The sequence below is a fragment of the Gluconobacter sp. DsW_056 genome (genome assembly GCF_002153595.1).
Taxonomy (GTDB): domain Bacteria; phylum Pseudomonadota; class Alphaproteobacteria; order Acetobacterales; family Acetobacteraceae; genus Gluconobacter; species Gluconobacter albidus.
Map to the genome: position 1 here is coordinate 124,773 of NZ_JOPF01000009.1, position 14,232 is coordinate 139,004.

Sequence of the window (14,232 nt, forward strand, 5' to 3'; positions counted from 1 at the left end):
ACTCAGTCGCGCAGGAGGTCGTTGATGGAGGTCTTGGAGCGGGTCCGCTCATCCACGCGCTTGACGATCACCGCACAGGCCAGCGACGGCATGCCCGGCTCTTTCGGCGGCAGCGTACCCGGAATGACGACGGAATAGGCCGGGACGCGGCCCATGAAGATTTCGCCCGTTGCACGGTCCACGATCTTGGTGGACGCGCCGAGGAACACGCCCATCGACAGGACGGAGCCCTTCTCGACCACGACGCCTTCGGCCACTTCCGAACGCGCACCGATGAAGCAGTCGTCCTCGATGATGACCGGCGCAGCCTGCAGCGGCTCCAGAACGCCACCGATCCCCGCACCACCGCTGATGTGGCAGTTCTTGCCGATCTGGGCACAGGAACCGACGGTTGCCCAGGTATCGATCATCGTGCCGCTGTCGACGCGTGCGCCGACGTTCACGAAGCTCGGCATCAGCACCACATTCGGCGCGATGAACGCGGAACGGCGCACGATCGCCCCCGGCACGGCACGGAAACCGGCTTCGGCGAAACGGAACTGGTCCCAGCCATCAAACTTCAGTGGAACTTTGTCGAAAGCCGGTTCACCGCCGCAGCCGCGTTCCATGACACGGCTGTCGTTCAGACGGAACGAGAGCAGGACGGCCTTCTTCAGCCATTCGTGAACGATCCAGCCGTTTTCGGAGGGCTCGGCGACGCGCAGGGTACCGGCATCAAGCGCGGACAGGGCTTTTTCCACGATGTCGCGGTCTTCGCCTTCCGTACGGGCGCTGAGAGTCGTACGACGCTCCCACAGGGCTTCGATGGCAGTACGAAGAGGTGCATTCGGCATCAGGTCGGTCCGGTCAGAAAAGCAGAAATCCGCCGGAACATGCGGTTCCCGACGGTGCATGTCAACGGATCTTTACCTCCGATTCCGACCTGCACAGTTTCGTGCGTTGTTCATGACTTCTTAACCCGCCACGCTTATGAAAACGGAGGGCTTTGACTGGCTGGCCCGACCTCGAGCTTTCTGCGGGATATGTCACCCTTGCCTGATATGCGTTCCCTGTTGTCCCAGTTCATGAACCCGTCCGCACCCGACAGAAGTCCGCAGGATCTGCGGAACATGCTGGCGTCCACGCTGGAAAGCCGCGAACGCTGGCGGTCCCTGCTTTATCAGGCCGTGGATCTGGTCTTCGAAACAGACAGCCGAGGCCGCATCATCCTCATTTCCCCGGACACCTGGCTCGGGCAGCCGACTACATCCCTGATCGGGTGCCCCTTCAGCGCATTATGCGACTCTGTAGACATCCTTCAGTCCCATACGGGAACGGCGGCTACCATTACGACGCCACAGGGCGAGCCTCTGACGGTGATCCTCTCTTCCCGCCCGTTCCATGATGACGAGGGACAGATCACCGGAACACGTGGCACCCTCAAAGCTGTTTCGAAGCCGCTATACGCGTCTGCAAGCGGGACGGCCTCGCCTGCAGACCACGATGGGATTGCCATTCTTGCCGACGTGACGACCGCTCTGCGCAAGGCCATCGTCCCCCGACTGGCCGCCGCTGCTGCCATGGAAGCCCTACTGGAGCCGCTCGGCGCCGAAGGAGCCCTGCTTGATACGGCGGCTCCAGATACACTCCTGTACAGTTCTTCAAGCCTGACAGACGACATTCAGGCCGTTCTCTCCGCCAGCCCCTCGCAGACAGGGACGATCGTTTTCCGAGCCGGTACGCGTCATGCCATGATCTGCCGCGAGAACATCCGCAGTCTCGAACAGATGTGTCTTATCGTCTGGCGAGCCACCTCATGGTCACCGCAGGAGCAAAAACTGTGTCAGGCCGTGTGTTCGCTGCTGGCAGGTTTCTGGGAACTGGACAGCATTCATCGCCGGATCCTGTTCGACTCCGACTATGACATTTCGTCCAATCTTCTGAACTGGAAAGGGCTGAAGGCGGAAATAGAACGCCGCACCCGCCGTCTCGATCAGGAGGTCATGCCCGCGACCCTGATCATCGCGCGCGTTCCCGGTCTGACGGAACTGTCAAAAACACGGGGATTCGAAGCCGGTGAGGAAGCCCTCCGGCAATGCGTTGCCCTCCTCCGCAAGGCAGTTCGTCCGACGGATGCCATCGGTCGCATCGGCAACAATATCTTCGGCCTCTGGATGGATGGCGGCGACCGCTTCGCAGCGGCCGAGCGGGCCGAGCGCATGACGGCGCACGGAATCCCCATCCTGATCGACCCGCCTGTCCATCTTCCATTGCAACTCGGCCTCGTCTCCCGCGAAGCCAATGCAGAGGAAACGCCCGAGACCCTGCTGGAGCGTGGAATGCTGGCATTGCAGGAAGGGCTGGTTGAAAACAGATTATGGCGCTTCTCACACGAAGCGCCATAATCTGTAGTCCGGTCTGAACAACAGACCGGTTATGCCTTGATGAGCGTCCCCGGACCTGCCCGCGTGAAAAGCTCGAGCAGACAGCTGTGCGGCACCCGGCCGTCCAGAATGACGGCAGCTTTCGCACCCTGGCGAACGGCTTCAAGGCAGGTTTCGACCTTCGGAATCATTCCTCCCGAAATCGAACCATCCGCAATCCGGCGCAGGGCCTCCTCCGCGCTCAGTTCCTCGATGAGCTTGCCGTTTTCATCCAGCACTCCCGGAACATCCGTCAGCATCAACAGACGCGAAGCATGCACCGCACCTGCGATTGCACCCGCCGCCGTATCGGCGTTGATGTTATAGGTCTCACCGTCTGCACCTACGCCAACCGGAGCAATAACAGGAATCAACCCGGCCCCGAGGAGCGCATACAGCACCCGCGGATCAATCTTTTCCGGCTGTCCGACAAAACCGAGATCAATGACCTTTTCGATCTCGCTGTCTGGATCACGTTTCATCCGGGTCAGACGACGTGCCTGTATCAGTCCGCCGTCCTTGCCGGAAATGCCGACGGCCAGCGCCCCCGCACGGTTGATCAGCTCGGCGACCTGTTTGTTGACGCTACCTGACAGCACCATCTCGATCACATCGACCATCGACTGGTCCGTAACCCGGAGACCATCGATAAATTCGGAGCGGATCTTCAGACGGTCCAGCATCGCGCTGATCTGTGGACCACCACCATGCACAACGATCGGATTGATCCCGACCAGTTTGAGCAGCGCGATGTCATAGCCGAATGCATGCGCCAGCTTACCTTCGCCCATGGCATGACCGCCGTATTTGACGACAATCGTGTCCCCGGCATAACGGCGCAGGAAAGGCAGCGCACTGGACAGAATGGCTGCCTGCGCCTGCGCCTCTTCCGCGTTCACGACCGGCGGCACATCCGGCAGTTTGGCGCTGTGAGTTTTGCTGTTGTTTCCGCTTGAGGTCTTACTGGTCATGATCCGGACTGTCCTTCCCCTGACGTCTGGAGTGGCACGGCAAAACGGGCAATTTCCGCCCGCAGGTCCTCGATCCCGAACCCGGTCTCGCTGCTGGTGGAAATGATACGCGGATAGGCGGCGGCGTGTTTGAGCGCCAGCGCCTCGACTTCCGACGTCTTTGCTGCAAGCGCCTTCGGGCGCACCTGATCGCATTTGGTCAGCACGATCTGGAACACCACGGCCGCACGATCCAGCAGTTCCATGACGTCCCTGTCGGACTCCTTGAGCTCGATCCGCGCGTCCAGAAGTAGGATGACCCGCTCCAGCGTGGTGCGACCCCGAAGATAGGCGAACATCATGTCCTGCCAGTCTTCCTTGACCGACTTGGCCGCCTTCGCAAATCCGTAACCCGGCATGTCCACAAGAGACAGGCGGTCAGCGAGATTGAAGAAATTGAGCTGCTTGGTCCGTCCCGGCTCGGACGACGCCCGTGCCAGCGCACGACGCCCCGTCAGCGCATTGATGAGGCTTGATTTGCCGACATTGGAGCGTCCGGCAAAGGCCACTTCGGGTCGACCGACCGGAGGAAGCTGGTCGATCTTCTGAGAACCGAAGAAGAATTCGCATTCCCCCGCAAACAGAAGCCGCCCGTCTTCGATCTGGGCCTCGGTCGGAGGCCCTGGTATTTCTTTCATCATGCCTCTGGTCGGCCTCAGGTCCGGGAGACCGGAACGGGCAGACCGGTCCGGCGCTGGATGAACATCTGCTGCGCCACCGTCAGCAGGTTGTTCCAAGTGTAATAGACTAGAAGGCTGGCCGGGAAACTGGACATGAAGAACACATAAGCCAGTGGCATGAACTGCATCACACGCGCCTGTGCCGGATCAAGGCTCGCCGTCGAGCTGGTCTGGCGCTGCAGCAGCCAGAACGTCAGACCCAGCGCCGTGCCCCAGATGCTGACATGCAGGAACGAGGAATAGTGCGTCGGGTCGAAAGGGAGCAATCCGAACAGGTTGAAGACGTTTGTCGGGTCCGGCATCGACAGATCGCGGATCCAGCCGAAGAATGGCGCATGACGGGCGTCGATGCTGATGTTCAGGATCTTGTAAAGGCAGAAGAAGATCGGTGCCTGGATCAGCATCGGCAGACAGCCGCTGGCCGGACTCACCTTTTCTTCACGATACAGCGCCATGACCTTCTGGTTCATGGCCATCGGGTCGTCCTTGTTCTTCTCGCGGATTTCCTTGACCTTCGGCGCCAGCAGACGCATCCGCGCAGAAGACTGGGCAGCCTTTGAAGCCAGCGGAAAGAGAACGATTTTGACGATCAGCGTCAGCGCCATCAGCGCAAGACCGAAATTGCCGATATGCAGATACAGCCAGTGTAGAAGCGTCAGCAGCGGGCGGGTCAGGAAGCTGAACCAGCCGAAGTCGATCGCCTTGTCCAGATCAGGAATTCCAAGCTGTTTGCTGTAGGACTGCAAAAGGCTGAGCACCTTGGCCCCGGCAAAGACATGGCTCTTCTCGGTGATGGAGCCATTCGGCATGATCTGCTGGGGCGCCTGTGTGGACATCCCCACCTGATAGGATGCCGGCGCTCCCGGAACGTATGCAAAGCTTGCCATAACGGGCGTCCCGTCCGCAGGCGCCACGGCCGTCAGCCAGAACTTGTCACTGATGCCATCCCAGCCATTCGTTCCCGTGGACGACCAGGAGACGTGATCCGGATGATCAGCCCCCTTGCGCAGATTCTTGTAGCTCTCGTCCTGCATTCGGCCACCAACGACGGCGATCGGACCTTCATGCGCGGTGAAAGCCCCTTCCGGCGCTTCGTAGTCCCGCTGCACGCGCTGGAACGGCACAAGTGCCACTGGCTGTGCGGAATGGTTCTCGACCGTCTGGTTCACCGCGAACATGTAATGGTCGTCCAGCGCGATCTGGATGGAGAACACCAACCCCTGTCCGTTATCCCAGTGTAGCGTCACCGGATGGTCCGGAGTCAGCGTCTCGTCCGGACTGTCCCAGACCGTGTTCAGGTCCGGCACGCGGGCGTTTGAACCCGGAGCATTGGTCCAGCCGATCACGACAAAATTGGGATGGGTACTTCCGGCGGTGTCCAGCAGCCGCACAAGCGGGCTGTCTTTGGCAAGGGTCTCGCGATATTTCGTGAGGATCAGATCATCCAGCACCGCGCCCTTCAGGTTGAGGGACCCCTGGACATCCGGCCCCGTCAGAGGAATACGCCGCGCGGCAACCTGCGTCTCTGCCGGGGCTTCAGACGCGGCAGGGGCGCTGGTCTGAACCTGCGCAGCAGGCGCATGAGGGACGGAATGGGGATCGTCCTGATGGGGCTTCGGCATGAAATAGTCGAAACCGATCAGGATAAGGGCCGAGAGAAGTGTGGCCGCAATAATGCGCTTGATGTCCATCGGGCGGATGCCGGTCTTTCGTCTCACTGAATGGGGCTTGCGCTTCAAGTGGCCGAAAACCGCATCCAAAACAATAGGTAGCGGGTGTTTTTAATGCCGGTGTGGCTTCGGAGGCAGGTCGATGCCCCCTTCCGACCAGGGATGACAGCGCCCGATCCGGCGTATCGCAAGCCATCCCCCACGCACGGGACCATGCTCGCGGATCACCATCAATGCATAGGTGCTGCATGTCGGATCGAACCGGCAGTTCGTACCGATGAACGGACTGATGAAGAGTTTGTAGGCATCAATGAGCGACAGCATCAGGGCAGTGACGGCTTTCCTGATGACGCGCGCAATCATTTCGCCCGATTCCGGCTATAACTGGAATTTCCGGAAGGTTTTTCACGGAAATTGGCATCCAGCCCCTTGCGAAGAGCCTGCCTCAGATCGTCTTTGAGGAGAGAAAACTCACGCCCCCGGGTCTTGTCACGCCCGATAAGGACGAAATCGCCGGAAGGCAGACCGTCTTCCCGTGCAACGAGGCGGAGAGCCTCACGAAGACGACGGCGGGTGCGGTTACGGATGACAGAATTACCGACTTTTTTTGTGACTGTGAAACCCACGCGGGTTTCGGTCGCTGTGTCATCCGGAAGGATCTGCACAACCATACCGGGAGTGGCGACCTTGCGCCCTTTCCCGGCTACACGCAGAAACTGCGGCCGTTTTTTCAAACGGCTCGGTGTATGGGTTGTGCCGATCTGGGTCGAACTCAGGCGGAGAGCTTCTTGCGACCCTTGGTGCGACGGTTGGCCAGCACGCGGCGGCCGCCGACGGTTTCGCTACGCGTACGGAAACCGTGACGACGCTTGCGAACCAGCTTGGAGGGTTGATACGTGCGCTTCATGACGTTGATCCTTAAAAACCAGGCGGACGCCTCAACTGCTGGACATCCGCGTCGATCGGGCGCACGAAACGCCCGGTGATTGAGACCCGGGCTTGTAAGCACGCAGGCCCTTCATGTCAATGCCAGACCTACAGGAACTTGACCCCATGCCCGAGTCCAGCAACCATTCTGCTTCCAGCACACCGTCTCAGGATGCTGCCACCTTTCGTCACGACCTGCGCAATGCCTTGGCTCCTGCGCTTCTCTGCGCTGACATTCTCGGCACCCACAGGGACAAGGCAGTCCAACAGAACGCACAGACGATAATCGACGCGCTGGAAAACGCCCTGAAACTTCTGAAAAACGTTACGATTTCTCGATAAGCTCGATTTTGTAGCCGTCGGGATCTTCGACAAAGGCAATAATGATCGTTCCAAATTTCAGCGGACCGGCTTCGCGTGTCACCTTGCCGCCACCCGAACGGACCGTTTCGACCAGAGCCGCCACGTCAGGGGCGCCAATCGCAAAATGGCCGAAACCGGTCCCAACATCGTAATCGGACTCCTGATCCCAGTTGTAGGTCAGTTCGATTTCGGCCTGCCCATGCTCGTTATCGGCGAATCCGATGAAAACAAGCGTGTAGCGCCCTTCCCGGACTTCCTTGCGGCGAAGCTCCTTCATCCCGAGCAGCTTGTAGAATGCCAGACTCCGGTCAATGTCCCGGATTCTCACCATCGTATGCAGAAACGTATTCATCACTTGTCCTTCAGATCTTCCGGCGTCAGCCCATACAGGAAGAGCCCGTAACGATCCGCCAGCTTCACGCAGCCCGCAGGATCCGTCATGAGCGTCACTCCGGGCTGGAACGCAACGCCCCGCAATCCGTTCCGGGCCGCATTTTCCAGCGTCTCCGGCCCGATCGTCGGCATGTCCGCCCGAAGGTCCTGTCCGGTTTTGGGCATCTTTACCAGAACGCCACCACTTCCCGCCTGCATGAGGCGCCCGCAGCGGCCCAGCATGGCATCCGTCCCCTCCAGAGCCTCGACCGCCAGTACAAGCCCGTTCTGGACCACGCATCCCTGACCGATATCCAGGACGGCCATCGCCTTGAGAACATCGACACCACGGGCGATGTCCTGTCTGGCCTGAGTGTCAGGGAGCACACGCCCCAGGGTTCCTGAACGGCCGGTGGCATGTTCGAGAAACTCGTGCGCACCCCGGACATGAAAACCTTCTTCGCCGAGGACACGGACGATCGCGCCGAGAAGCCCGTCGTCTCCGGAAAAGATCGCCCGCCCGAGGCGCGCGAGAATGCGGGCCCCTTCCGCATCGGGACGCAGGTCCCGCCATGCGGGCCGACGGACCGGCCCGATCAGGACCAGTTCGCGGCAGTTATTTTTCTTCAGAGCGCCAAGAATATCGCCTGCGGCGGCAAGACGAATGATTTCGTGCGGGTAAGGATCAAGAAGCGCGCGATCGGCGAAGTCACGGAAGCCAATGACGAAAACCTTGCGGCCTTTGGCGATGGCGGCAGCGGCGACCTGTGCGGGAAGCGGTCCCGAGCCAGCCAGAATGCCGATGCAACCCCGGTCGCCCACGATCAGGCGCCTTCGGTTTCAGACTGCCCTTCCTGACGCGCAACACGTGTCAGGCCGCGACGGCTTGGAGCCTCCATGAAGTCCAGCATCTCGGCAATGCGTGGAAGATGTCCGTATTCCGCCCTGACTTCGGCAATGCGGCTTTCCAGAACGGCTTCCGTCGCCCCATGCCGTGGGTAAAGCGTGCGGAACGCACGGCGCATGGCCTGCATTTCTTCCGGCCCAACCCCCGAACGCTTCAGACCGATCCAGTTCAAACCGACTAGACGGGCACGGTTTCCGAGCACGCTTCCGTAAGGAATGACGTCCATTTCGACGCCACAGACACCGCCGACCACAGCCCCGCGTCCGATGCGGACGAACTGGTGCAGCGCTGCCGAGCCCATAACCTTGGCGTCGTCGTCAATTTCGACATGACCACCCATGACGACATTATTGACGATGATGACACGGTCCCCAAGAACGCAGTCATGGGCCACATGGGAATTGGCCATGATCAGACAGTTCGCGCCGATGCGCGTAAGCGCATGACCTTGCGCCGTACCACGATGGATCGTTACGTTTTCGCGGATGACCGTATTGGCGCCCACTTCGCAGAGCGTGGGTTCGCCAGCATATTTCAGATCCTGCGGGGCAAGGCCGATCGTCACGAACGGATAGACTTCCACGCCTTCGCGCAGGGTCGTGTATCCGTCCACAATGACCGATGCGTGCAGGCAGACCCCGTCACCAATGGTGACGTTGGGGCCAACCAGACACCAGGGACCGATGCGCACGTTTTCACCGATGCGCGCACGCGGATCAACGAGAGCGGTCGCGTGGATTTCGGCGGTTTCGGGACGCTTCCCTGCCATCTGCATCAGCGTCAACCCATGATCATCGCACTGAAGGTCGCTTCGGCCACGGCAACGCCATCGACACGGGCCACACCCTTGAACTTCCAGACATTGGCGCGGGAGCGCTCCTTGTCCACATGGATCCGGAGCTGGTCTCCAGGGCCGACCGGACGGCGAAACTTCGCGTTTTCAATTGTCATGAAATAGACCAGCTTGCCTTCAAACGCTTCACCCAGGGTCATGACAACCAGCGTCGCCGCTGTCTGGGCCATGGCTTCCACGATCAGGACGCCAGGCATGACGGGGTGGGACGGGAAATGACCCTGAAAAAACGGCTCGTTGACCGTCACGTTCTTGATGCCGATGGCGGACTGTCCGGCATGGATCTCGACCATCTTGTCGATCAGCAGAAACGGATAGCGATGCGGGATCGACTGCATGATCTTGAGGATGTCGATGCTCTGCGGAAGCTGATGCCCTGCAGCGGCGGCGTCTGTCGCGGGAGTCATCTGTTCGGCTGGAGCGTCAACTCGGTCCATCGTTTTACCATGCCCTTCAAGCGGTGTTGTCTGTCAATCGCTGCCAGAGGGCAGCGCGAATGGCTTCCCTTAGCAAACCTGAGGGGGAGTTACCATCCGCGCTACAGGGCAGCTAGTCGCTGCTTTTGCGGGAAAGCTTCCGCAATGTTGCGACATTGCGGAAAAACTCGCGGAACGGCATGGCAGGACTCCCAATAACATCGGCCCCTGCATCCACGTCCGACATGACGCCGCACTGGGCACCGATGCGGGCCTTGGAACCGATCTTGATGTGTCCGATCAGACCGGCCTGCGCAGCAATGGTGACGAAATCGCCCAATTCTGTAGAGCCAGAAATACCAGCCTGCGACACGACGATACAGCATCGTCCCAGACGGGCATTGTGACCGATCTGAACGAGGTTATCGATACGCGTGCCCGCGCCGATCAGCGTATCCCGCATGGAGCCACGATCAATGGTGGAGTTGGCGCCGACTTCCACACCATCTTCCAGAACGACCAGCCCCAGTTGCGGTACGGTTTCAAACCCTTCCGGCCCTACGGCGAAACCAAAGCCGTCCTGTCCAATACGAACGCCAGGATAGAGCGTGACACGATCACCAATACGCGCATGAGAAATGGCAGCATGAGCACCAATGCGGCATCGGGAACCAATTTCAACGCTCTGACCAATGCTTGCGTGACTGGCCACGATGGTATCACGGCCGATACGGGCCCCGCTGCCGATTACAGCAAAGGGGCCAATTTCGACGTTTTCGCCAATGTCTGCGTCATCTGCAATCCAGGCCGTTGGGTGACGGACTCCGGTAGACTTTGGATCGGGATGAAACAGCGTGGCGACACGGGCCCAGGCGAGATAGGGCGCCTTGCAGACCAGTCCCGCCGTATCGGGCGGTAGCTTGTCGGAAAACGCTGGCGACAGGATAACGGCGCCGGCCTTCGTTTCAGCCAGAAGCGGCAGATAGCGACGGTTATCGAGAAAACTGACCTCGTCAGGTCCGGCCACATGCAGGGGGGCCACACCGCGAAACGCCGCCACGCTTTTACCTGATGCTGCGGCAACCACGTCGCTGTCGGATGCTTTAGCCAACTGCTCCAGACCAAAGGGTCCGGAGCGTTGAAAAAAACGGCTGTCGCCGGGGCGGGTCTCGCTTGCTGTCATATCAGACACGGACATTCGCCTCAGTGATGCTGACGCAGAACGGACTCGCTCGGTGCGGAAGCCGGAGCCTGCTGGGGCGCCTGACCCTGCGGCCCCTGGGCCTGTCGCTGTTCATCGGCTGTCGTCGGCATCTTCCCTGAGCGGGCAAGCTGCTCAGGGTCAACACCGTCATCGGGAATGAAGACATGCGGCAGAGTCTTGTTGAGCTGCGCGCCGACTTCTTCGGTGATATCCTGACCGCCGACATGCAGTACGACCTGCTCAGCATGCAGGATCAGATTCATGTTATGCGCTGCCGCAACAGCAGCGATGATGCCGTTGGGTTCTTCCAGTTCACGCTCGATCTGGTGCATGGCGACCTGCGCCGCTTCCTGGATGATACGGGCCTGGCTGCCGAAATCGTGCTGGTCCTTGGCACGGCGTTCCTGAAGGTGACGCTCACGCAGCTGGATCTGGTCGGACGTCAGGGTCCGGGCCTGGGCCTGCAGTTTCTGCTGTTCACCACGCCATGCGGCCTCTTCACGCTGGACGGCCTGCGCCAGACGATCGCGACGGGCACCCAGAACCTGCTGGATTTCCTGCCAGGCGCTGGAAATCTGCATGACGGCTTGAACATTGATGACGCCAATGATGGCAGCCGGCGGGGGAGCCCCCTTCGCAATGCTCGGAGGCGCCGGGATAGGCGGAAGAGGCAGGACCGGAGGCGCCTGCTGCTGATCAGACGGAGCGGACTCTTCTTCCTCTTCAGGAGCTGCTTCCGGAACGCGACGCTGAACAGGACGCGGCGGCGGGGCGTCGGGGTGCGCGGCCTTGGGAACGAACCAGCCACCGTTGCCGCCAGCGGCCTGCGCGTGAGCACCCGGAGCGGAGACAAGAATCGACGCAGCCAGAAGCGCGCCGGCCGAAACCGTGCGCATCAGGGAATTGAGGGTCATGACCACCTCTTGGCAAGGGGTTGGAAAACAGAATGGCAAAGTTTCGGACAGCTTAGAACTGCTGACCGAAACCAAAACGCAGCGGGTATAGACGGTCGCCGTGTTCTTTGCGGATCGGCACGGCACCATCAATATTAACAAGACCGAACGGGCTCTTCCACGACACACCAAGGCCACCGGAAACGCGCGGAATCAGATTGTCACCGGTGATAGGAGTATAGTTGTCCCCATCATTCGTACGATTCGTATAAAGATGCTTGACGCGAAGACCCGCAAGGCTACCCGCATCAATGAATCCACGACCGGAAATTCCGAGATCATCACCCATAGGCAGCGGGAAATTGAGCTGTGCGGAGGCCGTATACATGAAACGGCCACCCAGAAGATCTTCCTGGCCCTGTGCAGGGATATAGACGCCGTTGATTTTGAGATGTCCAGAACGTGGACCGACACCGCCCTGAAGGAATCCTCGCAGGTTTTCACCACCAAGATAGAAGTTATCAATGATGTTGCGGTTTCCGCTGGAGCTCCAGTCGCCCATGTAACCCACGCCGCCCTTGAACTGGAAGGTCCAGTCATGATTGCCGGTCAGGTCATCAAGCGGCAGGTAATAAGCGCCATCAGCCTTCACGCGGGCGTATTTGGAATTACCACCCAGACCTGCGAAGTCGCCACCAACCTTGAACATATAACCGGAGTGCGGCTTTGCCCGCTGGTCGCGACGGTCGTAGGTTACGGACGTACTGATCTGCGAGAGCAGTGACCAGCCCGCAGACTGCTGGACGTAAATGGATGGGACGTAGGCCTGGTCAACATCCTCGGATGAGGCATCGTAGAAATTGCCGACCTGACGATCAACGAGAGTGTAGTTCCAGGATTGCGACAGATAGCGGTTATAGGCATAACCCAGACGCAGGCTCATGCCGTACTGGGATTCCTTATAACTCTGATACGTCTGGTAGTTATTCTGGATGAAATAGAAATCAGCACCAGCAACAAGGTTCCGGTTCAGAAAGTAGGGATCCGTGATCGAGATGTCGGCCTGTTTTTCATAATAGGCGACCGTTCCCGAAATGCCGGCATCCACGCCCGTTCCGAGCAGGTTATGCTGCTTGATCGAGGCGTTACCGAGAATACCGACGTCCGTCGAATAACCACCACCCAGCGAGAACTCACCGGTCGGCTTCTCCACCACGTTTGCAGAAACGTTGACGCGATCGGGTGCGGAACCCTGTGTCTGGTCAACGGAGACCGAACTGAAATAGCCGAGATCCTGAAGGCCCAGTTTGGAATATTTGCGATCGAACGGGGTGTACGGGTCCCCTTCAGCCATCGGCAGGTTCCGGCGGATCACGTCGTCATGCGTAATGGTGTTGCCGTTGATGTCAATACGCTCGACATACACATGCGGACCTTCTGTGACGTCGAACAGCAGGTCAACAACGTGCTTTTCCGGATTTCGGGCGATTTCCGAACGGACCATGGCGAACGGATGACCGGTGGCCTGCAACCATTCCTGCATGTTCTTGGTGTTGTTCTGGATCGCCGTACCATCATAGATCTGGTGCGGGAACAGCTCGACATGCGGACGGAGCATTTCCGGCGTGACATGGCGCACGCTTGAGCGGACGTCCATCTTGCCCAGACGATACCGGTCACCTTCGTGAACAGTGAAGGTAATGTAGAAAGACTTGTGATCGGGAGCGAGCTCACCCGTTGCATCGACCATGTGGAAGTCCACAAAGCCGTTATGCAGATAGAAGCGGCGCAGCAGCTCCGCATCGTATTTGATTCGCTCGGGGTTATATTCGTCAGCCGACGAGAAGAAGCGGTACCAGATCGACTCCTTGGAGGAGATGACCTGCGCCAGACGCGCCTCACTGAAGGCATGATTGCCGACGAAAACGATCTTCTTGATCAGTGTCTGCTGCGCTTCGTTGATGTTGAACACCACATCAACGCGATTATGGGACAGCTTGACGATCTGCGGCGTAACGGTCGCACCGAAGCGGGCCTTGCCGGCATACTGGTTCAGGATCTTCTGGCGGTCGGCAGCGGTGGTCTCCGCCGAGAACACCGCGCGCGGGCGCAGGCTGATTTCCTTGCGGAGATCCTCATCCTTCAGCGCATGATTGCCTTCGAAGACGATGCGGTTGACGATCGGGTTCTCGACCAGATCCACGAGCAGCGTATCGCCATCGCGGTGCAGGGTGACATCCTTGAACAGGCCGGTGGCGTAAAGCGTCTTCAGCGAGCGGTCGAGGTCGTCCTGATTGAACGTGTCACCCGGCTGGGCGACCATGTAGGACAGCACCGTGCTCGTCTCGATCCGGGTATTTCCCTTGACCGAAATGGCTCTGATGATGTTTCCGCCGGGCGTTGATGCCGGGGCCTGATGACGAACGGAACGCGCCTGAGCTGTTCCGAGGACGACCGGCAGCAGGCAGGCTGATGCGAGAAGCAGCAGACGCGTGTTCGAAGACCGGGAACCTCTTGACCGTGATCCTGACAAAC

At 59.6% G+C, this 14,232-nt stretch carries 16 protein-coding genes; 2 read left to right on the forward strand and 14 right to left on the reverse strand.

Annotated elements, in window-relative coordinates:
* Positions 1-2: 2 nt before the first annotated feature.
* Positions 3-833 (reverse strand): 2,3,4,5-tetrahydropyridine-2,6-dicarboxylate N-succinyltransferase, encoded by an 831-nt coding sequence (gene dapD, locus HK22_RS07765; RefSeq protein ID WP_062033875.1) that lies wholly within the window; start codon positions 831-833, stop codon positions 3-5.
* Between the two features lie 207 nt (positions 834-1,040).
* Between dapD and HK22_RS07770 the strand changes: the two genes are divergently transcribed.
* A complete protein-coding gene (locus tag HK22_RS07770; RefSeq protein ID WP_233142540.1) occupies positions 1,041-2,384 on the forward strand; it encodes a GGDEF domain-containing protein in 1,344 nt (447 codons plus the stop codon).
* Positions 2,385-2,413: 29 nt separating this feature from the next.
* On the opposite strand, the gene argB is transcribed toward HK22_RS07770, so the two are convergent.
* The 6 genes from argB to rpmH all read right to left on the reverse strand — a co-directional run bounded on the left by argB (position 2,414) and on the right by rpmH (position 6,669).
* Positions 2,414-3,373: an acetylglutamate kinase gene (argB, locus tag HK22_RS07775; RefSeq protein WP_086648876.1), complete on the reverse strand. Its 960-nt coding sequence runs from the start codon at positions 3,371-3,373 to the stop codon at positions 2,414-2,416.
* The gene (gene yihA, locus HK22_RS07780) at positions 3,370-4,050 is read right to left on the reverse strand and encodes a ribosome biogenesis GTP-binding protein YihA/YsxC (RefSeq protein WP_062033495.1); all 681 of its coding nucleotides are present in this window, start codon (positions 4,048-4,050) and stop codon (positions 3,370-3,372) included. Before yihA ends, argB begins: the two co-directional genes overlap by 4 nt.
* Before the next feature lie 17 nt (positions 4,051-4,067).
* On the reverse strand, positions 4,068-5,783 hold the full coding sequence (yidC, locus tag HK22_RS07785) for a membrane protein insertase YidC (protein ID WP_077802425.1): 1,716 nt from the start codon (positions 5,781-5,783) through the stop codon (positions 4,068-4,070).
* A 90-nt stretch (positions 5,784-5,873) separates the two neighbouring features.
* Positions 5,874-6,125, reverse strand: a complete 252-nt coding sequence (gene yidD, locus HK22_RS07790; RefSeq protein ID WP_062033500.1) for a membrane protein insertion efficiency factor YidD — start codon at positions 6,123-6,125, stop codon at positions 5,874-5,876.
* The gene (rnpA, locus tag HK22_RS07795) at positions 6,122-6,496 is read right to left on the reverse strand and encodes a ribonuclease P protein component (protein WP_086648877.1); all 375 of its coding nucleotides are present in this window, start codon (positions 6,494-6,496) and stop codon (positions 6,122-6,124) included. Before rnpA ends, yidD begins: the two co-directional genes overlap by 4 nt.
* Positions 6,497-6,534: 38 nt before the next feature.
* Positions 6,535-6,669 carry a 50S ribosomal protein L34 gene (gene rpmH / locus HK22_RS07800; protein WP_062033507.1) on the reverse strand — a complete coding sequence of 45 codons (135 nt, stop codon included), beginning with the start codon at positions 6,667-6,669 and terminating at the stop codon, positions 6,535-6,537.
* Positions 6,670-6,815: 146 nt separating this feature from the next.
* On the opposite strand from rpmH, the gene HK22_RS07805 reads away from it, so the two are divergent.
* Complete coding sequence (locus HK22_RS07805; RefSeq protein WP_231878160.1) at positions 6,816-7,031, forward strand: hypothetical protein; 216 nt, start codon at positions 6,816-6,818, stop codon at positions 7,029-7,031.
* Here the strand turns inward: HK22_RS07805 and gloA are convergent.
* From gloA to bamA, 7 genes are all read right to left on the reverse strand, one after another.
* Entirely contained in the window at positions 7,015-7,404 is a 390-nt protein-coding gene (gloA, locus tag HK22_RS07810; RefSeq protein ID WP_062033514.1) for a lactoylglutathione lyase, read from the reverse strand. The two genes, HK22_RS07805 and gloA, sit on opposite strands and share 17 nt — an antisense overlap.
* On the reverse strand, positions 7,404-8,246 hold the full coding sequence (locus HK22_RS07815) for an LpxI family protein (RefSeq protein ID WP_086648878.1): 843 nt from the start codon (positions 8,244-8,246) through the stop codon (positions 7,404-7,406). The genes gloA and HK22_RS07815 overlap by 1 nt, the downstream gene beginning before the upstream one ends.
* A gap of 2 nt (positions 8,247-8,248) precedes the next feature.
* A complete protein-coding gene (gene lpxA, locus HK22_RS07820) occupies positions 8,249-9,106 on the reverse strand; it encodes an acyl-ACP--UDP-N-acetylglucosamine O-acyltransferase (protein WP_077803813.1) in 858 nt (285 codons plus the stop codon).
* A gap of 5 nt (positions 9,107-9,111) precedes the next feature.
* Positions 9,112-9,591 (reverse strand): 3-hydroxyacyl-ACP dehydratase FabZ, encoded by a 480-nt coding sequence (fabZ, locus tag HK22_RS07825; protein ID WP_086649100.1) that lies wholly within the window; start codon positions 9,589-9,591, stop codon positions 9,112-9,114.
* 142 nt (positions 9,592-9,733) lie between these two features.
* Positions 9,734-10,783: a UDP-3-O-(3-hydroxymyristoyl)glucosamine N-acyltransferase gene (gene lpxD, locus HK22_RS07830; protein WP_198945526.1), complete on the reverse strand. Its 1,050-nt coding sequence runs from the start codon at positions 10,781-10,783 to the stop codon at positions 9,734-9,736.
* Positions 10,784-10,803: 20 nt separating this feature from the next.
* Positions 10,804-11,718, reverse strand: coding sequence for an OmpH family outer membrane protein (locus tag HK22_RS07835; RefSeq protein WP_174694413.1), 915 nt, complete (start codon positions 11,716-11,718; stop codon positions 10,804-10,806).
* 52 nt (positions 11,719-11,770) lie between these two features.
* A complete protein-coding gene (gene bamA / locus HK22_RS07840) occupies positions 11,771-14,230 on the reverse strand; it encodes an outer membrane protein assembly factor BamA (protein WP_086648880.1) in 2,460 nt (819 codons plus the stop codon).
* Positions 14,231-14,232 lie beyond the last annotated feature (2 nt).